At 71.6% G+C, this 20,814-nt stretch carries 17 protein-coding genes; 10 read left to right on the forward strand and 7 right to left on the reverse strand.

Features of this window, described 5'->3' with window-relative positions:
* Positions 1–71 precede the first annotated feature (71 nt).
* The 4 genes from ACZ516_RS01385 to ybaK all read left to right on the forward strand — a co-directional run bounded on the left by ACZ516_RS01385 (position 72) and on the right by ybaK (position 4,045).
* Positions 72–1,586: an oxidoreductase gene (locus ACZ516_RS01385; protein WP_358583122.1), complete on the forward strand. Its 1,515-nt coding sequence runs from the start codon at positions 72–74 to the stop codon at positions 1,584–1,586.
* 209 nt (positions 1,587–1,795) lie between these two features.
* Entirely contained in the window at positions 1,796–2,767 is a 972-nt protein-coding gene (locus ACZ516_RS01390) for a hypothetical protein (RefSeq protein ID WP_361081879.1), read from the forward strand.
* Positions 2,768–2,769: 2 nt separating this feature from the next.
* Positions 2,770–3,516: an LON peptidase substrate-binding domain-containing protein gene (locus ACZ516_RS01395; protein ID WP_361081639.1), complete on the forward strand. Its 747-nt coding sequence runs from the start codon at positions 2,770–2,772 to the stop codon at positions 3,514–3,516.
* 31 nt (positions 3,517–3,547) lie between these two features.
* Entirely contained in the window at positions 3,548–4,045 is a 498-nt protein-coding gene (gene ybaK, locus ACZ516_RS01400) for a Cys-tRNA(Pro) deacylase (RefSeq protein WP_469007962.1), read from the forward strand.
* A 72-nt stretch (positions 4,046–4,117) separates the two neighbouring features.
* On the opposite strand, the gene ACZ516_RS01405 is transcribed toward ybaK, so the two are convergent.
* From ACZ516_RS01405 to ACZ516_RS01420, 4 genes are all read right to left on the reverse strand, one after another.
* Positions 4,118–4,750 (reverse strand): DUF2567 domain-containing protein, encoded by a 633-nt coding sequence (locus tag ACZ516_RS01405; RefSeq protein WP_361081643.1) that lies wholly within the window; start codon positions 4,748–4,750, stop codon positions 4,118–4,120.
* 34 nt (positions 4,751–4,784) lie between these two features.
* A complete protein-coding gene (locus ACZ516_RS01410; RefSeq protein ID WP_469007963.1) occupies positions 4,785–5,609 on the reverse strand; it encodes an ABC transporter permease in 825 nt (274 codons plus the stop codon).
* A 364-nt stretch (positions 5,610–5,973) separates the two neighbouring features.
* On the reverse strand, positions 5,974–7,008 hold the full coding sequence (locus ACZ516_RS01415; RefSeq protein WP_469007964.1) for an ABC transporter ATP-binding protein: 1,035 nt from the start codon (positions 7,006–7,008) through the stop codon (positions 5,974–5,976).
* Between the two features lie 63 nt (positions 7,009–7,071).
* Positions 7,072–8,322 (reverse strand): NYN domain-containing protein, encoded by a 1,251-nt coding sequence (locus tag ACZ516_RS01420; protein WP_358583113.1) that lies wholly within the window; start codon positions 8,320–8,322, stop codon positions 7,072–7,074.
* A gap of 337 nt (positions 8,323–8,659) precedes the next feature.
* On the opposite strand from ACZ516_RS01420, the gene ACZ516_RS01425 reads away from it, so the two are divergent.
* Positions 8,660–8,839 (forward strand): hypothetical protein, encoded by a 180-nt coding sequence (locus tag ACZ516_RS01425; RefSeq protein WP_358583115.1) that lies wholly within the window; start codon positions 8,660–8,662, stop codon positions 8,837–8,839.
* Between the two features lie 69 nt (positions 8,840–8,908).
* On the opposite strand, the gene dnaE is transcribed toward ACZ516_RS01425, so the two are convergent.
* A complete protein-coding gene (gene dnaE, locus ACZ516_RS01430; RefSeq protein WP_469007966.1) occupies positions 8,909–12,451 on the reverse strand; it encodes a DNA polymerase III subunit alpha in 3,543 nt (1,180 codons plus the stop codon).
* Positions 12,452–12,631: 180 nt separating this feature from the next.
* Here dnaE and ACZ516_RS01435 point away from each other — a divergent pair, with 180 nt between their 5' ends.
* The 4 genes from ACZ516_RS01435 (at position 12,632) to ACZ516_RS01450 (ending at position 17,330) form a co-directional block, all read left to right on the forward strand.
* A complete protein-coding gene (locus tag ACZ516_RS01435) occupies positions 12,632–13,960 on the forward strand; it encodes a DUF2252 domain-containing protein (protein WP_358583118.1) in 1,329 nt (442 codons plus the stop codon).
* Positions 13,961–14,037: 77 nt separating this feature from the next.
* Positions 14,038–14,724, forward strand: a complete 687-nt coding sequence (locus ACZ516_RS01440) for a hypothetical protein (RefSeq protein ID WP_469007969.1) — start codon at positions 14,038–14,040, stop codon at positions 14,722–14,724.
* 45 nt (positions 14,725–14,769) lie between these two features.
* Complete coding sequence (locus tag ACZ516_RS01445; protein ID WP_358699041.1) at positions 14,770–15,570, forward strand: DsbA family protein; 801 nt, start codon at positions 14,770–14,772, stop codon at positions 15,568–15,570.
* 92 nt (positions 15,571–15,662) lie between these two features.
* A complete protein-coding gene (locus ACZ516_RS01450; protein ID WP_469007970.1) occupies positions 15,663–17,330 on the forward strand; it encodes an alkaline phosphatase D family protein in 1,668 nt (555 codons plus the stop codon).
* A gap of 62 nt (positions 17,331–17,392) precedes the next feature.
* Here the strand turns inward: ACZ516_RS01450 and ACZ516_RS01455 are convergent, their stop codons facing one another.
* Entirely contained in the window at positions 17,393–17,962 is a 570-nt protein-coding gene (locus tag ACZ516_RS01455; RefSeq protein ID WP_358584277.1) for a dienelactone hydrolase family protein, read from the reverse strand.
* 91 nt (positions 17,963–18,053) lie between these two features.
* Between ACZ516_RS01455 and ACZ516_RS01460 the strand changes: the two genes are divergently transcribed.
* On the forward strand, positions 18,054–19,145 hold the full coding sequence (locus ACZ516_RS01460) for a mechanosensitive ion channel family protein (RefSeq protein WP_469007972.1): 1,092 nt from the start codon (positions 18,054–18,056) through the stop codon (positions 19,143–19,145).
* 24 nt (positions 19,146–19,169) lie between these two features.
* Here the strand turns inward: ACZ516_RS01460 and ACZ516_RS01465 are convergent, their stop codons facing one another.
* A complete protein-coding gene (locus ACZ516_RS01465; RefSeq protein WP_361081652.1) occupies positions 19,170–20,756 on the reverse strand; it encodes a Na+/H+ antiporter in 1,587 nt (528 codons plus the stop codon).
* Positions 20,757–20,814: the final 58 nt, after the last annotated feature.

The raw sequence follows: 20,814 nt of genomic DNA on the forward strand, positions 1-20,814 counted from the left end.
GGAAGACAGCAGTGGTCGACGACGCCGGTGCCGGTGACCCGCCGGACGGGCTGACCGCCGCGGAGATCGGCATGTGGCAGGCCTTCCGCAACGGCAGTGTGTACGACCTCAGGTCCGGTGACGCCGCGGTGGACGATCCGCACGGCGGCCACCCCTGGGGTCCCGAGCGCAGCGTCCGGGCGCGCATCGTGTGCTGGCTGCTGCTGGACGGGCCGCCCGCGCTCGCGGGCCGCGTCTCCTCGCTGAAGCTGGCGGGCGTGCAGATCACCGACGTGCTCGATCTCGCGGGCGGGACCGTCGTGCCGTACACGGAGTTGAAGCACTGCCGCTTCGAGAAGGAGGTGCTCCTGCCGGAGACCCGCTTCGCGACGCTGCGGCTCGTAGACTGCTCGATCCCGCGCCTGGAGGCGGCCCGGCTGCACACGGAGGGCGACCTGCACCTGCCGCGCTGCCGGGTCCACAACGGCATCCGGCTCACGGACGCCCAGATCGGCACGGACCTGCTCCTGAACCAGGTGGTGGTCTACCGCGACCGGCGCAGCCGCTCCATCACCGGCGACGGGCTCACCGTCGGGCAGGACCTCCAGGCCGAGATGATGGAGTCGCACGGCGAGCTGAGCATGCGCGGCGCGAAGGTCGGCGTCTCGCTGAGCCTGCGCGGCAGCCGGCTGATCAACCAGTACGGGCGGTACGCGCTCAACGCCCCCCAGCTCACCGTGGAACGAACGCTCTACTTAACCCCGGCGGCGGTCGGCAATCCGCCGCAGACGAGCGGTACGACGCCGGCGCGCGGCACCCGTGTGCAGCGCTTCGAGTGCGAGGGCGGCATCCGGCTCGACGACGGCCGCTTCGGCGACGCGATCGACTTCGCGGCGGCCCGTTTCACGCTCCAGAACGACCAGGAGATCTCGCTGCGCCGCGTGCAGACGCCCGAGCTGCGCTTCCTCGGCGAGGCGCCGGCGCGCGGCAAGGTCGTCCTGTCCGGCGCCAAGGTCGTGAACCTCATCGACCGGGCGACGAGCTGGCCCGGTCCCGGCGGCCTCCAGATGGGCGGCTTCACCTATGAGAACCTCGTCCCGCAGGGCAGTTTCCCGCTCGCCCTGCGGCTGAGCTGGGTAGCGGCCGCGACCGCCGAGTACAACCCGGAGCCGTACGAGAAGCTCGCCGCCGTCCTGCGCAACGGCGGCGAGGACGCCGACGCCCGCGAGGTCCTCCTCGCCAAGCAGCGCCGACGCCGCGAGACGCTGCCGCTGGCGGCGAAGCTGTGGGGGTACGCGCAGGACTGGACGGTCGCGTACGGCTACCGGCCGGGCCGGGCGGCGGTGTGGATGGCCGTGCTGTGGGCGGTCAGCGCGGTGGCCTTCTCGCACGCCGACCACCCGGCGATCAAACCGGGCGAACACCCGCACTGGAACCCGGCGCTCTTCTCCCTCGACCTGCTGCTGCCCGTGATCGACCTGGGCCAGGACAGCTACTGGCAGCTGCGCGGCGGCTGGCAGTGGTTCTCGACGGCGCTGATCCTGCTCGGCTGGGTCCTCGCGACCACAGTGGCGGCGGGCGCCACACGCCTGCTGCGCCGCAACTGAGGGGCGGCGGGGCGCGGGTGGCGGCCGAACCGTTATCCGGTCGTGGGCAACCTTCTCCGCGCTGTGGCCGTCCTTCCTGCGCGACCAACAATCGGGCGACCGATGACGACCGATTGAGCGACCACGACGGTGACCGGCCCCCGCGCGAGCGGCGCCGGTCGAGGCAAAGGAGGGCACGGGTGCTGCGTGCCTTCGTCCGGACCGCCCGCATGCTCCGGCACACCCCGCGGCTCGCCGCCGGCCTGCCGCCGGACGAGGAGGTGCTCCTCGACGTGCCCGACGAGCAGCTGGCCCCCGCGCTCGTCGCCGCGGGCCGGGGCGATCACGGCCCGGCGGCCAAGCTGCTCGCCACCAGCCGCGAGGCCGCCGAGTGGGAGAACCGCGACCGCTACACCACCCGGCTCGCCGCCTTCGCCCGCTCCCGCCCGGAGTGGTTCGACAACTGGCTGGAGGCGTCCCCGCACGACCCGGACGCCCTGCTCGTCAAGGCCGAACTGGCGGTCGTGCGCGGCTGGGAGTCCCCGGCCCGCGCCGAGCTGCTGCGCGAGATGAGCCCGCTGCTCGCCGCCGCCGCCGAGGCCGCCCCGCGCGACCCGGTGCCCTGGCGGATCGCCCTGGACCACGCGCGGGGCACCCACGCCCCGCACACCGTCTTCGAACAGCTCTGGGCACAGGCGGTGCGCCGCTCCTCGTACCACTACGGATGCCACGCCTCGGCCCTGCAGTACCTGTCGGCCGCCTGGTACGGCTCGCACCGCGAGTGCTTCGACTTCGCCGAGCGCGCCGCCGCGGACGCGCTGCCCGGCTCGCTGATACAGGTTCTCCCGGCACGGGCCGCCTTCGCCTATCTCACCAGCCCCTCGGGGAAAGTGCCGCGCGAGCGCCTGGACGCGGCGGCCGACCTCGCGATCGGCCTCTCCCGCGAGTACGAGGCCTGCGACCCCTGGCCCGCCGAGGTCCGCAACCTCCTCACCTACGTCCTGGTCCGCCTGGAACGCTGGGAGGACGCCCTGGAGCAGCTGCGCCTGATCGGCCCGTACGCGACGTCCTTCCCCTGGGACCGGATGGCCGACGACCCCCTGGGCCAGTTCCTGGAGCTGCGCGACGGCGTGCGGATAGAAGTGGCCTCGACGACGCCTCTGCGGCCGCCGCGCGGACGCGCCGGCGCCGACGAGCATTAGGCTTGCCGGTCGTGACCATCCGGCTTCCGCTCTTTCCGCTCAACTCGGTGCTGTTCCCCGGCCTCGTGCTGCCGCTGAACGTCTTCGAGGAGCGCTATCGCGCCATGATGCGCGACCTGCTCAAGACCCCCGAGGAGGAGCCGCGCCAGTTCGTCGTCGTCGCCATCCGCGACGGCCTGGAGGTGGCGCCGAGCGCGCCCGGCCTCCCCGACCAGACCGCGCTGCCCGAGCACGGCCCCGCCGCCGGCTTCGGCGACGACCCGCTCAAGGCCTTCCACGCCGTCGGCTGCGTGGCGGACGCCGCGACGATCAGGGAGCGCCCCGACGGCGGCTTCGAGGTGCTGGCCACCGGTACGACGCGCGTGCGCGTCGTGTCGATCGAGGCTTCCGGGGCCTACCTGACCGCCGAGGTCGAAGAGGTGCCGGAGGAGCTGGGCGAGGGGGCGGGCACGCTCGCCGACGGAGTCCTGCGCGCCTTCCGCTCCTATCAGAAGCGGCTGGCCGGGGCGCGGGAGCGGTCGCTGACGACGGGCGCCGAGCTGCCGGACGAGCCGTCCGTGGTCTCGTACCTGGTGGCCGCCGCGGCGGTCCTGGACACCCCGACGAAGCAGCGGCTCCTGGAGGCGCCGGACACCGCCTCGCGGCTGCGCGACGAGCTGGGGCTGCTGCGCGCGGAGACCGCGATCATCCGCAATCTGCCGTCGCTGCCCGCGACGGAGCTGACGCGCGGGACGACCAGCCTCAACTGATCCACGGCCGAGCGAGGTAAGGCGAGCACCTTTGGCGAAGAAGCAGAAGAAGCAGGCGGCCGGCACCCCGGCGACGGTGGCGCTCACCGCGGCGGGCACCGCCTTCACGGTGCACTCCTACGAGCACGATCCCGCCCGGACCTCGTACGGCGAGGAGGCCGCGCAGGCCATGGGCGTCCCGCCCGACCGCGTGTTCAAGACCCTGGTCGCGGAGGTGGACGGCGAGCTGACCGTGGCCGTGGTGCCGGTCGCGGGTTCCCTGGACCTGAAGGCGCTGGCCGCCGCGGTCCACGGCAAGCGCGCGGTGATGGCCGACCCGGCGGCCGCCGAACGCACCACGGGCTATGTGCGGGGCGGCATCTCCCCGCTGGGCCAGCGCAAGAAGCTGCGCACGGTCCTGGACGAGTCGGCGTCGGCCCACGCCACCATCCATGTCTCCGCGGGCCGTCGCGGCCTGGAGGTCGAGCTGGCGCCGGACGACCTGGCGAAGCTCACGGAAGCGGTGCTCGCGCCCATCGGCAGGGCGTGAGGCCGCCGCCTGCCCGTACGACGTGACAGTCCCGCGAAGAAGCGCGGGGCCGGTCACGGCAGGCAACACGCCCTAGGCCGGCGGGTACGGGTACGGGTCCGGGTCGCGCGGTCCGAACAGGGCGGTGAGGCCGAGGTGGACGGCCAGCGCGGCCACCGGCCAGGTGAGGAGAGTGCCCTTGGCCTTGAGTTGCAGGGGCGCGTTGAAGACGACGCCCTTGCCGACGGCCTTGGCGTGCGCGACGACGTCCGTGTCGGGTCCGAGCAGGCCCCCGAGCTTCCAGGCCAGCAGGGCGCCCAGCAGGCTGCCCACCGCGAGCCCCGCGACCATCGGGACACCCCCGCTCCTGCGCACCAGGAAGGCCACGACGCCACTGACGGCGCCGAAGGCGAGCGAGAGCAGAGTGAACGTTCCGTCGACACCGATCGCCTGCTCGCCCTCGGTGTCCTTGAGGTACACCGCCTCGCCGTCCGAGATGAGCGGGATGCGCGGCGCCAGCCAGATCCACAGCGCACCGAGCACCAGGCCGCCGAGAGCCACCAGGACCATGATCGCCGCGGCCTGCAGCAGTTCCTTCTTCATGCCGGGCCCGTCCTCCTCGTGACCGTACGGGGGCAGCGCTCCGTACGGCTGCGCGGGTACCTGCCAGGGGTCGTGCGCGGGTCGGTCGTGCGGCGGTTGGGAGGGAGTCAGCGGTGCGGTCACCCACACATCGTGCCAGCACTCCCTGTGCGGCGCGTCACCGGACGGCCGCCCGGCGGTACGCCCACGTGGCGGCCGCGAGCGAGGCGACGCCGACCCCCGCGCAGACCGCCAGATCGAGGGCGACGACGGCCCAGTCCGGGTTTGGATCGAACGTACGGGCGAAGGCCTCCACTCCGTACGTGGACGGCAGCAGGTCGCGCGCGTACTGGAGCAGCGTGGGCATCCGCTCGGCGGGCAGCACGCCGAGCAGCAGCGCCGCCGACATGCCCAGCTGGCCGAGGAGGGTGGCCAGTTCGGGCCGCGGCGCGAGCAGCCCCAGCGCGGCGCCGAGGCCCGCGAGGGCGGCGCCGGCCAGCGGGATCACCGCGACGAGCACCCACAGGTGGGTCAGCGGCAGCCCGAAGAGCCCGCATCCGACGACCGCCGTGACGAGGGTGCCGGGCACCGTGAAGGAGGCGTACGCGGCCGCCGCGCCCAGCACCACGGAGGCGGGCGGCACGGGCAGCGTGGCGTAGTGGTCGAGCCCGCCGTCGGCCCGGAGCCGGCCGAAGTACTGCGCGAGGAGGTTGAGCGCGACGAACGCGACGACGAGCACGGAGGACCCGGCGACGACCGCGCGGGCCTCGCCGCCGCCGTCGACGACGCCGCGCATCAGGATCATGATGCCGATGGACTGGAAGGTCGCCACGAAGAGCAGCGGCATCCGGGCGACCCGCGCGCGCGAGAGCTGGGCCCGGTAGACGGCGGCGAGCGCCGGCAGCAGCCGGGCGCGCGGCCCGAGCACCGCGGACCCTTCGACATCCTGCCCCGCGTGCGCACTGTCGCCCCGCACGGCAACCTCCAGAGGAACCGCGCTCACCAAACACCCTTCCCACACAGAGCCGCGCCCCTAAGGGCCCCTACCCCGCGACCCGCCGCGGGCAAAACCCACCCCACCCCGGCCCGGTGACCCGACGCGGACAAAACCCGCCCCACCCCCGCCCGGCGACCCGACGCGGGCAAAATCCGACCCGTCCGCGCCCGGTGACCCGACGCGGACAAAACCCGCCCCACCCCGGCCCGGTGACCCGACGCGGGCACAGCCCGACCCACCCCCGCCCGGCGACCCGACGCCGGGCAAACGGGTGGGTGGGTGGGAGACATCCGCCGCGAAGCGGCGGCACAGCCAGACCCCCACGAACCCGCACAAGAACCCACAGCCGAACCAGAACCCGAAGCCACCGTCACGCCTTCACCAGCCCCCGCCCACTCCCACCCAACGCGAGATAGACGTCCTCAAGACTGGCCGTGGCCACGGTGAAGTCATCCAAGGCCCCAAAGGCGACCCCGCCAGTAACCGCCGCGACAGCCGCCCGAGCCTCATCGGGCGCGAGCCGCAAGGACCACCGCCGCCCCGTCTCGACGGCGAGGGAGCGGAGCGCGGCCACCTCGGGGACGCCGATCGGCGCTCGCTCCCGCCACACCAGCTCCACCCGCACCTCGTCGGCGACCTTCTCCTTGAGCCCGGCCGGGGTGTCGCAGGCGATGACCCGCCCCCGGTCGAGGACGGCGACCCGGTCGAGGACGGTCTCCGCCTCGATGACGTTGTGCGTGACGAGCAGCACCGTCGTCCCCCGCTCGGCCCGGCGCCGGTCGATCGCCGCCCACACGGCACGCCGCGCGACGGGGTCCATCCCGGTGGTCGGCTCGTCCAGGACGAGCAGCGGCCGCTCCCCCACCAGCGCGGTGGCGAAGCAGGCGAGCCGCCGCTGTCCGCCGGAGAGCTTCTTCAGCGGCCGTGAGGCCAGCCCTGTGAGCGCCAGCTCCGTCAGGACCGCGTCCCGCTCGGCGCGGGCCCGGCGCACGTCGAGCCCGCGCAGCCGCGCGGTCGTCTCGACGGCGAGCGACACCGTCAGCTCGTCCAGTGCGGTGGACTCCTGCCCGAGGTAGGCGAGGATCCGCGCGGCCCGCTCGGGGTGGCGCACGATGTCGTGCCCGAGGATGTCGACGGCGCCGCTGTCGGGCCGCATGAGCCCGGTCAGCTGGCGTACGAGGGTGGATTTGCCGGCGCCGTTGGGTCCGAGCAGACCGAAGATCTCGCCGCGCCGCACCGTGAGGCAGATGCCGTCGCTGGCGCGGACCTCGGGCGTCGCGGGCCTGCCGCGCCTGCCACGGGCCGCGGGGTAGGTCTTCACCAGGTCGCGCACCGCGCAGACGGCGTCGCTGCCGTGTTCCTGACGGAGTCCCTGTCGGACTGCCGGTGCCGGGCGCGTACTCACGAAGGACGAGCCTACGGGGTCCACGGGGCGAGATGACGCCCGGGGCGCCCCGTACGCCCCGTATCAGTCACCTGCCCGGTCCCCCGCGGGCGCGTGCTCGGTGGCCGTCCGCCCGTCGATCTCCCGCCAGAAGCCGGCCCGGATCGCGTACCGGTCGTGCTCGTCGATCTGGTCGTCCTTGTGGGCGAGCAGGCCGAACCGCGCGGCGTAGCGCAGCAGCTCGCCGTCGATGCGGTGCGGGATGCGCGGGTACATCGTGGACAGTTTCTGGAGGTTGTGCTGTTCGGGGAGGCGGGCCGTCCAGCGCCGGGCGAACACCTGTCCGACCTCGTAGGGGTCGCCGCCGACGGTGGTGATGTCCTCCTCGCGGTCGGCCCAGCGCTGCTCGGCGGTGGTCAGCTGGGCGAGGGTCGGCAGGGCGGCGGCCTCGGGGCCCTCGGGGGCGCCGCCGGGCCGCTCGACCCAGCCCTTGTCGGAGGACCACCGCAGCGTCGCGTTCGTGGGGTGCTGCGCGGTCTGGGTGCCGGGGCCGCGCAGGGCGGCCAGGTCCTTGGGGGTGGGCACGCCCTTGCCGGAGGGGCCGCGGTGCTCGCCGGGTTCCCGGCCGTTGGAGGGGGTGTCGCCGTTGGGGGCGGGGGTGGTGGTCGCCTCCTCCTCGGCGCGCTGGGCGGCGGCGGCGAGGGCGGACTCCGGGAGCGGCGCGGAGAGGATCGCGGCGATCTCGGGGCGCGGCGCGGGCGGCGGGGCGCCGCAGATGCCGGAGAGTTCCTTGGGGCGTACGGCCTTGGTGATCCACGCCCGGTCGAGCACGCGCCGCTCGTCGGCCTCGGCGACCAGGTCCTCGGACTGGTTGTAGTCGCCGTCGGCGGCCTGGACGGCCCACAGGTGGACGGCGACGCCGTGCTCCTTGGCGGCCATCATGCCCGGCAGCAGGTCGCCGTCGCCGGTCACGAGCACGATGTCGGAGCAGGCGCGGTTGCGGGCCAGCTCGGTCAGCTCGGCGTGCATGGCGGCGTCCACGCCCTTTTGCGCCCATCGCCCGTCGCTGCGGGTCAGGGCGCCGAGCCGGACGGTGACGCGCGGCATGACGCGCAGGCGCCGGTGCTCGGGCTGGGGCACGCGGTCGGGCGCCCCGTCGAACCAGTAGATGCGCAGCAGCGGGCGCTCGGTGTCGGCTTCCGCGCGTTCGCGCAGCCCCCGGATCAGGGCGGAGTGGTCGACGGTGATCCGGGACCTGGAGGGTTCCCCCGCGAGGAGACTCGCGGCGGCACCCAGCAGATACCCGGCGTCCACCAGGACGATGCAGCGGTCCACGCGATCCACCCTCTTTCCCTGGAGGTTCTCCGGCCTTCGGCGGAAGTCCCTGAAAAGTGCCCGGAGGTTCCTGGACGTTCCCTCGATGGCCCACGAACACACCCTGTGACGGAAACGAGTCAGGGGTGCGGGTGCGGGGCCGCCTCGGGTTCGCTTCGAGTCTGCCCGACCCGGCGGAGGTTAACGGCCGGAACTCGATCTTCGGCGTGGCGTATGGGCGCATCTCGCGGAGGCGGGCCTTATTACACACGGTAATTGCCCGAAATGCGCGGCTTGTCGACGTATGTGAACCTGATCGCGTCATGGCCCCCAGGTCCCCCTCAGGAGGAAGATCACCATGGCCAAGAACAAGAATCGCAAGCAGGGCAGCCAGGAGAACCGCGCCTCGGCGGCCGAGCGGGCATCGGAGCAGGCCAAGTCGGCCGCCGTCGAGGCCCAGTCGCCGATGGAGACGCAGGCTCAGGGCAGCCCCGCTGATGTTGCCCGTAAGCACCAGCGCCGCTTCGGCCACAACTGACGCACAGCGAGGCACACATGAGGGGCGCACCCGCGCGGGTGCGCCCCTCATGCTCTGCCGAGTCCCGGCTCAGCCCGCCAGGCAGGACGGGCCGAGCAGCACCTTCAGATCGCCGAAGAGGGCCGGGTCCGGCTTCACGCGGTGCCGGTCGAGCCGCAGCACGGTGGTCTTCTGCGCCCCCTGGAGCTTGATCCGCACCTCGCTGTTGCCGCGGTGGTGGCTGAGGACCTCACCGAGGCGGGTCACCATCGGCGGGCTCACCTTGACGGTCGGGATGGTGATCACCACGGGCGCGTTGGTGCCCGCGTTCGACAGGTCGGGGACCTGGAGCTCCATCGCGACGAGCCGCGGCACGTCCTCGCGCTTGTCGAGGCGCCCCTTGACGAAGACGACCGCGTCCTCGACGAGTTGGGTCGACACCAGCTGGTAGGTCGCCGGGAAGAACATGCACTCGATGGAGCCCGCGAGATCCTCCACCGTGGCGATGGCCCAGGCGTTGCCCTGCTTGGTCATCTTGCGCTGGAGGCCCGAGATGATGCCGCCGATGGTGACCACCGACCCGTCGGAGAAGTCGCCCCCGGTGAGCTGCCCGATGCCCGCGTCGGCCTTGTCGGACAGAACGTGCTCCAGGCCGAAGAGCGGGTGGTCGGAGACGTACAGGCCGAGCATCTCCCGCTCCTGGGCGAGCAGGTAGGTCTTCTCCCACTCGTCCTCGGAGAACTCCACGTCGAGCCCGAAGCCCGGCTCGTCGCCGGCGCTCTCGTCGCCCATCCCGCCGAAGAGGTCGAACTGGCCCTCGGCTTCCTTCCTCTTGACCGCCACGACGTTGTCGATCATCGGTTCGTACTGGGCGGTCAGGCCCTTGCGGGTGTGCCCCATCGTGTCGAACGCGCCCGCCTTGATGAGCGATTCGGTGGTGCGCTTGTTGCAGGCGGCCGCCTCGACCTTGTCGAGGTAGTCGGGGAACGAGGTGAACTTCCCCTTCGCCTTGCGCGAGCGGATGATCGACTCCACCACGTTCGTACCGACGTTGCGGACGGCCTCCAGGCCGAAGAGGATCACGTCGTCGCCCTGGGCGGCGAAGTTGTGCACGGACTCGTTCACGTTCGGCGGGAGCACCTTGATGCCCATGCGCCGGCACTCGTTCAGATAGACGGCCGACTTGTCCTTGTCGTCCTTCACCGAGGTGAGCAGCGCGGCCATGTACTCGGCCGGGTAGTTCGCCTTCAGGTAGGCGGTCCAGTAGGTGACCAGGCCGTACGCGGAGGAGTGCGCCTTGTTGAACGCGTAGCCGGCGAAGGGGACCAGGACGTCCCACAGTGCCTGGATGGCCTCGTCGGAGTAGCCGTTCTTCCGGGCGCCCGCCTGGAAGAGGACGAAGTTCTTCTCCAGCTCCTCGGGCTTCTTCTTGCCCATCACGCGGCGCAGGATGTCGGCCTCGCCGAGGCTGTAGCCCGCGACGATCTGGGCGGCCTTCTGCACCTGCTCCTGGTACACGATGAGGCCGTAGGTCAGGCCCAGCGTCTCCTTCAGGGGCTCTTCGAGCTCCGGGTGGATCGGCGTGATCTCCTGGCGGCCGTTCTTGCGCTCGGCGTAGTTCGTGTGCGAGTTCATGCCCATCGGGCCCGGCCGGTACAGGGCCGAGACGGCGGAAATGTCCTCGAAGTTGTCGGGCTGCATCTGGCGCAGCAGGGAGCGCATCGGGCCGCCGTCGAACTGGAAGACGCCGAGCGTGTCGCCGCGGCAGAGCAGTTCGAAGGTCTTCGGGTCGTCGAGCGGCAGGGAGAGCATCTCCAGCTCGACGCCCTTGTTCGCCTTCACCATCTTGACGGCGTCGTCCATGATGGTGAGGTTGCGCAGGCCCAGGAAGTCCATCTTGAGCAGGCCGAGCGACTCGCACTGGGGGTAGTCCCACTGCGTGATCGTCACGCCGTCGGTGTGCCGCACCCAGATCGGCGCGTGGTCCACGATCGGCTCGCTGGACATGATCACGCCGGCCGCGTGCACACCCATTTGCCGGACCAGGCCCTCGACGCCCTTGGCGGTGTCGATGACCTTCTTCACGTCCGGCTCGTTCTCGTACATCCCCCGGATCTCGCCCGCCTCGCTGTAGCGCGGGTGCTTGGGGTCGGTGATGCCGGAGAGGTCGATGCCCTTGCCGAGGACGTCGGCGGGCATCGCCTTGGTCAGGCGGTCGCCCATCGCGTACGGATATCCGAGCACGCGCGCGGAGTCCTTGATGGCGTTCTTCGCCTTGATCTTTCCGTACGTGCCGATCATGGCGACCTTGTCGGCGCCGTACTTCTCCGTCACGTACCTGATCACCTCGACGCGCCTGCGCTCGTCGAAGTCGATGTCGACGTCGGGCATGGAGACGCGCTCGGGGTTGAGGAACCGCTCGAAGATCAGGCCGTGCGTGATCGGGTCGAGGTCGGTGATGCCCATGGCGTACGCGACGATCGAGCCGGCCGCGGAGCCTCGGCCGGGGCCCACCGCGATGCCGTTGTTCTTGGCCCACATGATGAAGTCCGCGACGACCAGGAAGTACCCCGGGAACCCCATCTGGATGATGATGTCCATCTCGTACTCGGCCTGCTTCTGGCGGTCCTCGGGGATGCCGTCCGGGTAGCGGCGCTCCATGCCGCGGCGGACCTCCTCCTGGAACCAGGTGACCTCGGTGAAGCCCTCGGGGATGTCGAACTTCGGCATCAGGTCGCGCTTTTCGAACATGCCCGTGGTGTCGATCTGCTCGGCGACCAGGAGCGTGTTGCGGCAGCCCTCCTGCCAGGCGTCCGAGGAGTCGATGGCGTACATCTCGTCGGTCGACTTCAGGTAGTAGCCGGTGCCGTCGAAGCGGAAGCGGTCCGGGTCCGAGAGGTTCTTGCCGGTCTGGATGCACAGCAGGGCGTCGTGGGCGGTCGACTCGTGCGCGTACGTGTAGTGCGAGTCGTTCGTCACCAGGGGCGGGATGCCGAGCTTCTTGCCGATCTCCAGCAGACCGTCGCGGACCCGGCGCTCGATCTCGATGCCGTGGTCCATCAGCTCCAGGAAGTACCGGTCCTTGCCGAAGATGTCCTGGTATTCCGCGGCGGACTTCAGCGCCTCGTCGAACTGGCCGAGCCGCAGCCTGGTCTGCAGCTCGCCCGAGGGGCAGCCGGTGGAGGCGATCAACCCCTCCGACCACTGGGAGATCGTCTCCTTGTCCATGCGCGGCCACTTCTGGAGCCAGCCCTCCGCGTACGCGTCCGAGGAGAGCCGGAAGAGGTTGTGCAGGCCCGTCTTGTTCGCCGCCCAGATCGTCTTGTGGGTGTAACCACCCGAACCGGACACGTCGTCGCGCTTCTGGTGCGGCTGGCCCCACTGGATCTTCCGCTTGTTGCGCCGCGACTCCGGCGCCACGTACGCCTCGATCCCGATGATCGGTGTCACGCCCGCCTTCTGCGCCGAGTGGAAGAAGTCGTACGCCCCGTGGAGGTTGCCGTGGTCGGACATGGCGATGTGCGTCATGCCCATCTCATTGCACGCGTTGAACATGTCCTTGAGCCGCGCGGCACCGTCAAGCAGCGAGTACTGGGTGTGCACGTGCAGGTGCGTGAAGGGCGGCTTGGTCACGGTGGGAGGCCTCCGGGAAACGGTCGGTGAAGGGCTGCGGGCGGTCCGGGGGGACAGCGGGGAAGTCTAGTCCGCGGCAGTGACAGCCGACGGGCACTCGGGGGTACCGTCGTGCGTTGGACCGGTCGGGAACCTGTCCCAAATGTCACCGCCCCACCCCGCACCAGGAGGCACCCCGCGATGTCCGTCCCGCAGCCCACGGCCGATGAGCGCGGCGAGCAGATCCTCGCCGTCTTCGGCACCGCGTTCGGCGAGCTGCTTGCCGCGGACCCCGCCGCTTTCCGCGTGAAGTTCCGGAAGATGGCCTCCTCCGCCTTCGCGTTCTACCGCGGCACGGCCTGCCTGTTCTACGCCGACCTGGAGCGCGAGCAGCACGGCGGGCCGTACCTGGACGAGCGTACGGGCCGGGTGTGGATCCACGGCGACCTGCACGCCGAGAACTTCGGCACGTACATGGACGCCCAGGGCCGTCTGATCTTCAACGTGAACGACTTCGACGAGGCCTACGTCGGCCCCTTCACCTGGGACCTGAAGCGCCTCGCCGCCTCCCTGGCCCTGATCGGCTACTCCAAGGCGCTCAGCGACGAGCAGATCTCCGACCTGGTGCGGATCTGCGCCGCGGCCTACCGCGAGCGGATCCACGAGCTGGCGACGGGCGCCAAGAGCGACGAGGTGCCGCCCTTCACGCTGGACACCGCCCAGGGCCCCCTCCTGGACGCCCTGCGCGACGCGCGTTCCCTGACCCGGTTCGGGCTGCTCGACTCGATGACCGAGATCCGCGACTTCGAGCGCCGCTTCGCGCCCGGCGGCGGCTCCATCGAGCTGGACGCCGCCACCCGCTACAAGGTCCTCGCGGCCTTCGACGGCTATCTGGAGACGCTCCCGGACTCCTCGCTGACCCGCCCCGACTCCTACCGCGTCAAGGACGTCGTGGGCCGGCGCGGCATCGGCATCGGCTCCGCGGGCCTGCCCTCGTACAACATCCTCCTGGAGGGCAACAGCGACGCCCTGGAGAACGACGTCGTGATCTACCTCAAGCAGGCGCAGACCCCGGCGGTCTCGCGGCACATCACGGACCCGGCGGTGCGCGGCTACTTCCGGCACGAGGGGCACCGCACCGTCATCTCCCAGCGCGCCCTGCAGGCGCACGCCGACCCGTGGCTGGGCTGGACCGAGCTGGACGGCGCCGGGCAGCTCGTCGCCGAGGTGTCGCCGTACGCGGTCGACCTGGACTGGTCGGACATCGACGACCTGGAGGAGATCTCCCTGGTCGTCGCGGACCTCGGCCGCGCCACGGCCACGATGCACGCCGCGGCGGACGACGAGAGCGGCCACTCGGAGCTGGTGCCCTTCTCCACGGAGCGCGCCATCGACGCCGCGATCGCGGCCGACGAGGACGGCTTCGGGGACCTGCTCGTGGACTTCGCGCACAGCTACGGCGCGCGGGCGCGCGGCGACCACCAGATCTTCGTCGACCTGTTCCGCAACGGCGCCATCCCCGGCCTGTGAGCCCCCGCGGCCCGCTGCGGAACTCTTAGGGACCCTTTAGGGACCGCCTACAGGAACTCGTGGCACACTCCTCCGCGATGGACATATCCGGGACCCGACTCAGAGCCGTGCGCGCGGCGCTGTTCACGGCACTCGTCGTGACGCTCTCCGCCGCGTCGCACGTGCTGCTGTCCCGGGCCCCCCTGCCGCCGGCCACCGTCGCGGCCATCGCCGCCGCCGTCTTCGTCCTGGCGTACGCCCTGGCGGGACGCGAGCGCGGTTACGGGCGGATCGCCGCCCTGCTGATCCCGTCGGAGCTGGCCGCCGACACGGTGTTCACCGCCGGGCAGCACGTCTGCTACGGCGAGGCGGGCGGCCCGGTGGCGGGCCCGCTGCGCTCCGTCGGCTTCGACGTGCTGTGCGGCGGCACGCCCGTCGGGACCCCGCTGGCCCGGATGACCGCCGACGGCCACGGCGGCGCCGCGGCGCTGCTCGCCGACGCCGAGCCGAGCGCCGCCTGGCTGCTGCTCGGAGCGCACGTCGCGGTGGGTCTGCTGGCGGCGGCCTGGCTGCGGCGCGGCGAGCGGGCGTTGGCCCAGCTGCTGCGCGCGGTCGCCGGGGCGACGTTCCGGCCGCTGCTGCGCGCGGTCGCCTCCGTGGGCGCCACGCGCCCGCCCGAGCTGCGCCTGCCGCGCCCCGAGCGCCGGGCGCATGTGCCGCGCACACGCCTGCTGGTGCACTGCGTGGGGCGGCGGGGGCCGCCGTGCTCGGCCGTCTTCGCCTGAGCACGACGCACCCCCACGCAGTTCACCAACACGGAGAAAAAGATCATGAGCCAGCGCAACAGCCAGGCCGCCAAGTCCGCCGCCCGTGAGCGGATCCGCCTCCAGCAGGAGGCCGAGCGCAAGCGCGAGAAGCGCAAGCGCGCGATGATCGTCGGTGTCTCGATCGTCGCGGTCCTCGCCATCGCCGGCGGCGTCGGCTACGCCGTGATGCAGTCCAACCAGCCCTCGAAGTGGGAGGAGGCCGCCGACGCGAAGGTGGTCGCCCCGGCGAACTCCTCGGGCACGGACGGCACCAAGGTCACGATCGGCGAGTCCGCCGCCAAGAACACGGTCCACCTGTACGAGGACCCGCGCTGCCCCGGTTGCGCCGCCATGGAGCAGTCCATCGGCGACGCGATCGACAAGGGCATGAAGGACGGCGACTACAAGCTGACCTTCACCATCGGGACGTTCCTCGACAACAACCTCTCCGGAGAGGGGTCGAAGAACGCCCTCAGCGCGCTCGGCGCCGCCCTGAACGTCAGCCCCGAGGCGTTCCTGGAGTACAAGACCGCCCTGTACTCCGCGAAGTACCACCCCTCGGAGTCCACCGACAAGTTCGCCAAGGACGAGTACCTGATCAAGGTGGCGAACACCGTGGACGCCCTCAAGAACAACAAGAAGTTCCAGAGCGCCGTCGAGAAGGGCACCTTCGACCCCTGGGCCCTGAAGATGAGCGACTCCTTCCAGTCGGCCGAGGGCGTGGAGTCCACCCCCACCATCAAGATCAACGACAAGGTCGTCGAGACGCCGAAGACCGACGACGCCTGGAAGGCCGCGCTGAAGAAGGCGGGCGTCACGAAGTAGCGGCAGGCCTTCGCGCCCGCCCTGGCTGGAAGGGGGGCGAACCTGGCCGGTTCGCCCCCTCAAGTGGTTACCGATCAGTATCGTGATCACCCGTGACCAGTCGAAACCAAGATCACCTGCCGCTCGACGCCCCGTCCCCGAGCCGCCGTACCGTCGTCAAGGCCGCGGCCGCCACCGCCGCCCTCGGCGCCTCGCTCACCGCCGTCCCCGCGCACGCCGCGGACGGGCCGGCCTTCCACCACGGCGTCGCCTCCGGGGATCCGCTGCCCGACGGCGTCCTGCTGTGGACCCGGGTGACGCCCACGCCGGACGCCGTGCCCGGGTCGGGCAAGGGGCCCGACACCGAGGTGCGTTGGGAGATAGCCGAGGACAAGGGCTTCTCCAGGGTCGTCGGCCGCGGCAGCACCACGGCGCGGGCGGAGTCCGACCACACGGTCAAGGCCGATGTAAGGGGCTTGCTCCCTGCGACCACCTATTACTTCCGCTTCTCCGCGGGCGACGCCTCCCAGGTCCACTCCCCCGTGGGCCGCACCAGGACCACCCCCGCGTACGACGCCTCGGCGCACGGCGTCCGGTTCGGCGTGGTGTCCTGCGCCAACTGGGAGGCGGGCTACTTCTCGGCCTACCGCCACCTCGCGGCCCGCACCGAACTGGACGCGGTCCTGCACCTCGGCGACTACCTCTACGAGTACCGCAGCGGCGAGTACCCGGCCGCCGAGAACGTCGTACGCCCGCACGAACCCCGGCACGAGATCGTCACGCTCGCCGACTACCGCGTCCGGCACGGCCTGCACAAGACCGACCCCGACGCGCTGGCGATGCACGCCACGCACCCGGTCATCGCGATCTGGGACGACCACGAGTTCGCCGACAACGCCTGGTCGGGCGGCGCGGTGAACCACTCCGCCGGGACGGAGGGCCCCTGGGCGGCGCGCATGGCCGCGGCCAAGCAGGCCTACTTCGAGTGGATGCCCGTACGCCCCTCCACCGAGGGCACGGTCTACCGCCGCGTCCGCTTCGGCAAGCTGGCCGACCTGCACCTGCTCGACCTGCGCTCCTTCCGCTCCGAGCAGGCGAGCGCCGGCAGCGGCGCGGTGGACGACCCGGACCGCACGCTCACCGGCCGCGCGCAGCTCGACTGGCTCAAGTCGGGCCTCGCGGCCTCGGACGCCGTCTGGAAGCTGGTCGGCACCTCGGTGATGATCTCGCCGGTGGCCTTCGGCGCCCTGCCGGCGCACGTCCTCAAGCCCCTCGCCAAGCTGCTGGGCCTGCCCCAGGAGGGCCTCGCCGTCAACGTCGACCAGTGGGACGGCTACACGGACGACCGCAGGGAACTCATCGGTCACCTGCGCGACAACGGCATCCGCAACACCGTCTTCCTGACCGGTGACATCCACATGGCGTGGGCGAACGACGTGCCGGTCAAGGCGGCCACGTACCCCCTGAGCCACTCCGCGGCCACGGAGTTCGTGGTCACCTCGGTGAGCTCCGACAACATCGACGACATGCTCCACGTCGCCCCGCACACGGTCTCCCGGGCGGCCGCGCTCGCCCTGGAGGCGGCCAACCGCCACGTGAAGTGGCTGGACATGGACTCGCACGGCTACGGCGTCCTGGACATCACCGCGGAGCGCTCGCAGATGGACTACTACGCCCTGTCCGACCGCACCGACCCCGCGGCGACCTCGTCCTGGCTGCGCTCGTACCGCACGCGCAGCGGCACGCAGAGGGTCGAGCGGGCGTACGAGCCCGTGCGCTGACCCACTGACGGTCTTTCCTGGCAAACGATGCCCCGACGGCCCCCCGTCAGTGCGTCACCGCGTCACAGCGTTTCCAGGAAGCCGATCGCCGTGCGCCACGTGTCCTCGGCGGCCGCCGCGTCGTAGTCGTCGAGGCCGGGGTCGGTGTAGAGGTGTCCCGCGCCCGGGTAGCGGTAGACCTCCACGTCGGCCCCGGCCCGGCCCATCCGGAGGTACCAGGCGCTGAGCCAGTCGTCCGTCTCGAACGGGTCGGGCTCCGCCACGTGCAGCTGCACCGGCAGCTCGTCCACGGACACGTTCTCCGCGATGTCGGACGTGCCGTGCAGGAGCAGCAGGCCGCGCGCCTTCTCGTCGCCGAGCGCGAGGGTCTGCGCGGTCGCGGCGCCCAGGGAGAAGCCCGCGTACACCAGGCCCCGCTCGGAGTAGGGGGCGGCGGCGAGGATCGCCCGCTTCAGGAGTTCGTCCTTGCCCAGCTCGTCCTGGAAGGCCCTTCCGTCCTCGACGTCGTCGAAGGTGCGTCCGCCGAACAGGTCCGGTGTCCAGACCTCGTGCCCCTCGGCGCGCAGCCGGTCCGCCGCCGCGTGGACCGCGGGCCGCAGCCCGTACGTCGAGTGGAAAAGCATGATGTTCATGGTGACATCGTGCCATCCGTCCCCGCCCCCTCCCGCCGAGGTCACGGGGGCCGTGCCGAGGGCGGCACCGAGTGCCCCTACCCTCGATGGCATGGAGAACGTACTGCGTCCGTTGATCGTGATCGGCGGCTCGGTCGTGCTCACAGTGGTGGTCGGCTGGTTGGTCGACTTCGCTTTGCGCAGGGCCGACGAACGGCATCACGAGACCCCGCTGTGGGGCCTGCTGCGCCGCTGCCGGGTGCCCTTCCACCTCGTCCTGTGGACCGCCCTGGTGAGAGGCTCCTACGGGCAGGCCGAGATCGCCAAGGACAACACGGCGGCCGTCGAGCGCGGCCTGTCCCTCATCCTCATCGGCTCCACGGCCTGGCTGGTCGTGCGGATCGCCGCGGCGATAGTGGAGTCCTCCTACGCCCGCTACGCCGCGGTCCACCGCGACCCGGCCCGGGTCCGCAGGGTCCGTACGCAGGTGACGCTCATCCAGCGCGTCGTCTCCGCGATCGTCGGTGTCGTGGCGGTGGCCGCGATGCTGCTCACCTTCCCCGCCATGCAGGCGGCCGGCACCTCGCTGCTGGCCTCGGCGGGCATCCTCGGCATCGTCGCCGGTGTCGCCGCCCAGTCCACCCTCGGCAACCTCTTCGCGGGCCTGCAGATCGCCTTCGGCGACATGGTGCGCATAGGGGACACCGTCGTGGTGGACGGCGAGTGGGGCACCGTGGAGGAGATCACCCTGACCTTCCTCGCCGTACGCACCTGGGACGAGCGCCGGATCACGATGCCCGTGTCGTACTTCACGTCGAAGCCGTTCGAGAACTGGTCCCGCGGCGGCGCGCAGATGACCGGCACGGTCTTCTTCCACCTGGACCACTCGGCGCCGGTCCACCAGATGCGCGCCAAGCTCCGGGACATCCTGCGCGACTGCGCGGCCTGGGACGGCCGGGACTGGGGTCTCGCCGTGACCGACACGACACCGAGCACCCTCCAGGTGCGCGCCCTGGTCACCGCCAAGGATGCCGACGACATCTGGACCGTCCGGGTCACCGTGCGCGAACAGCTGATCCAGTGGCTGACGGAACACCACCCGTACGCCCTGCCGAAGATCACCACGGCCTCGGCCCAGCCCACGCCGAACGGCCACCGCCCGCTGCACCTGACGTCGAAGGCGCCGCGGACCGGCCGCGGCTGACCCGCCGGGCAGCGCGGGCGGGGGTCAGCGCAGGCTGCGTACGTCGAGGTGGTGCAGCACCCGGTCGACGACCTCCGGGTCGGCGCCGGGCTCGCTGCGCGCGGCGAGGACCTCGTGGCGGGCGGCGGACATCATCTCGCGCTGGATGCGCTGGACGGCCTTCATGCGGTCCACGCGCTTGGCGTACCGCTCCCGCCGTTCCTCGTCGACCACGTCCGGGCTGATCCTCGCCCCGATGTCGAACGCGCCGCGCAGCAGCCGCTCGGAGATCTCCTCCGGGAGCTCCTCGACCTCCTCGATCTCCTTCAGGCGGCGCTTGGCGGCCTTGGCGGCGCGCACCGCGAGCGCCCGTTCCAGCTCCCGCTCCGCGTCGGTGTCGGCCCGCACCCCGAGCCTTCGCACCAGCCAGGGCAGCGTGAGCCCCTGGGCGACGAGCGTCGCCATGATCACGCAGAACGCGATGAAGATGATCTCGTCGCGGGCCGGGAACGGAGCCCCGTCGTCCGTCTTGAGCGGGATGGCGAGCGCCAGGGCCACCGACGCCACGCCGCGCATGCCGGCCCACCACATGACGACGGTCTCGCGCCAGGTCGTCGGGATGTCCTCGTCGTAGTCCCGGCGCTTGTGCAGGCGCTTGGCGAGCCAGGTCGCGGGCAGCAGCCACAGCAGCCGTACGCCGACGACGACCCCGACGACCGCCGCGCCCCAGCCGAACATCTCCCACTCGCGGCCGCTCGCGATGCCGAAGACGTTGTGCAGCTCCAGGCCGATGAGCCCGAACGCGGCGCCGGTGACCAGGGTGTCGACGATCTGCCAGAAGGTCTGCCCGGTGATGCGGCCGAGCACGTCGTCGGCGTCGACGGCGTTCTCCGCGAGGTAGAGCGCGGTGGTCAGGACGGCCAGCACCCCGGAGCCGAGCATCTCCTCGGCCAGCACATAGCTGACGAACGGCACGAGCAGCGTCAGGCCGGTCTGCAGGACGGCGTCGCCGAGCAGCCCCATGAGCTTGTTCGTCACCCAGCCGAGCGCGAGCCCGACGAGCACGGCCACCACGGCGGACAGCACCAGCTGCCCGGCGGCGGACGGCCAGGAGAACGTCCCGCTCACCGCCGCCGCGATCGCCACGTGGTAGAGCACGATCGCCGTGACGTCGTTGAACAGGCCCTCGCCCTCCAGGATCGACACGAGCCTGCGGGGCAGCCCCAGCGAGCCCGCCACGGCGGTCGCGGCGACGGGGTCCGGCGGCGCGACGAGCGCCCCGAGCGCGACGGCCGCGGCGATCGGCAGCCCGGGGACGATGGCGCTCGCCATCGCGGCGACGGCCGCCGTGGTCACGAAGACCAGCGCCACGGCGAGCAGGAAGATGGGCCGCCGGTTGGCCGCGAACTGGCGCCACGAGGTGCGCTGCACGGAGGCGTAGAGCAGCGGCGGCAGGATCAGCGGCAGGATGTAGTCGGGCGGGATCTCGACGTTCGGCACGAACGGCAGCAGGGCCATGCCGATCCCCGCCAGCGTCATCAGGATGGGCGCGGGCAGGCCGAGCCGCTCCCCCAAGGGGACGGTGACCACCGCTCCCAGCAGCAGGACGAGCAGCAGCGCCAGTTGATCCACGGTGCGCCCTCCGGGCGGTCGAGACTCCAACGATCAAGACTCAACCCTGCCACGCGGC

This window comes from Streptomyces sp. NPDC034037, from assembly GCF_055575715.1.

Excerpts from the sequence above, each read along its gene's own strand:
- ACZ516_RS01385 (WP_358583122.1), top strand. The coding sequence starts at position 72 with ATGTGGCAGGCCTTCCGCAACGGCAGTGTGTACGACCTCAGGTCCGGT.
- ACZ516_RS01390 (WP_361081879.1), top strand. The coding sequence starts at position 1,796 with ATGCTCCGGCACACCCCGCGGCTCGCCGCCGGCCTGCCGCCGGACGAG.
- ACZ516_RS01425 (WP_358583115.1), top strand. The coding sequence starts at position 8,660 with ATGGCCAAGAACAAGAATCGCAAGCAGGGCAGCCAGGAGAACCGCGCC.
- ACZ516_RS01435 (WP_358583118.1), top strand. The coding sequence starts at position 12,632 with ATGTCCGTCCCGCAGCCCACGGCCGATGAGCGCGGCGAGCAGATCCTC.
- ACZ516_RS01440 (WP_469007969.1), top strand. The coding sequence starts at position 14,038 with ATGGACATATCCGGGACCCGACTCAGAGCCGTGCGCGCGGCGCTGTTC.
- ACZ516_RS01445 (WP_358699041.1), top strand. The coding sequence starts at position 14,770 with ATGAGCCAGCGCAACAGCCAGGCCGCCAAGTCCGCCGCCCGTGAGCGG.
- ACZ516_RS01455 (WP_358584277.1), bottom strand. The coding sequence starts at position 17,962 with ATGAACATCATGCTTTTCCACTCGACGTACGGGCTGCGGCCCGCGGTC.
- ACZ516_RS01460 (WP_469007972.1), top strand. The coding sequence starts at position 18,054 with ATGGAGAACGTACTGCGTCCGTTGATCGTGATCGGCGGCTCGGTCGTG.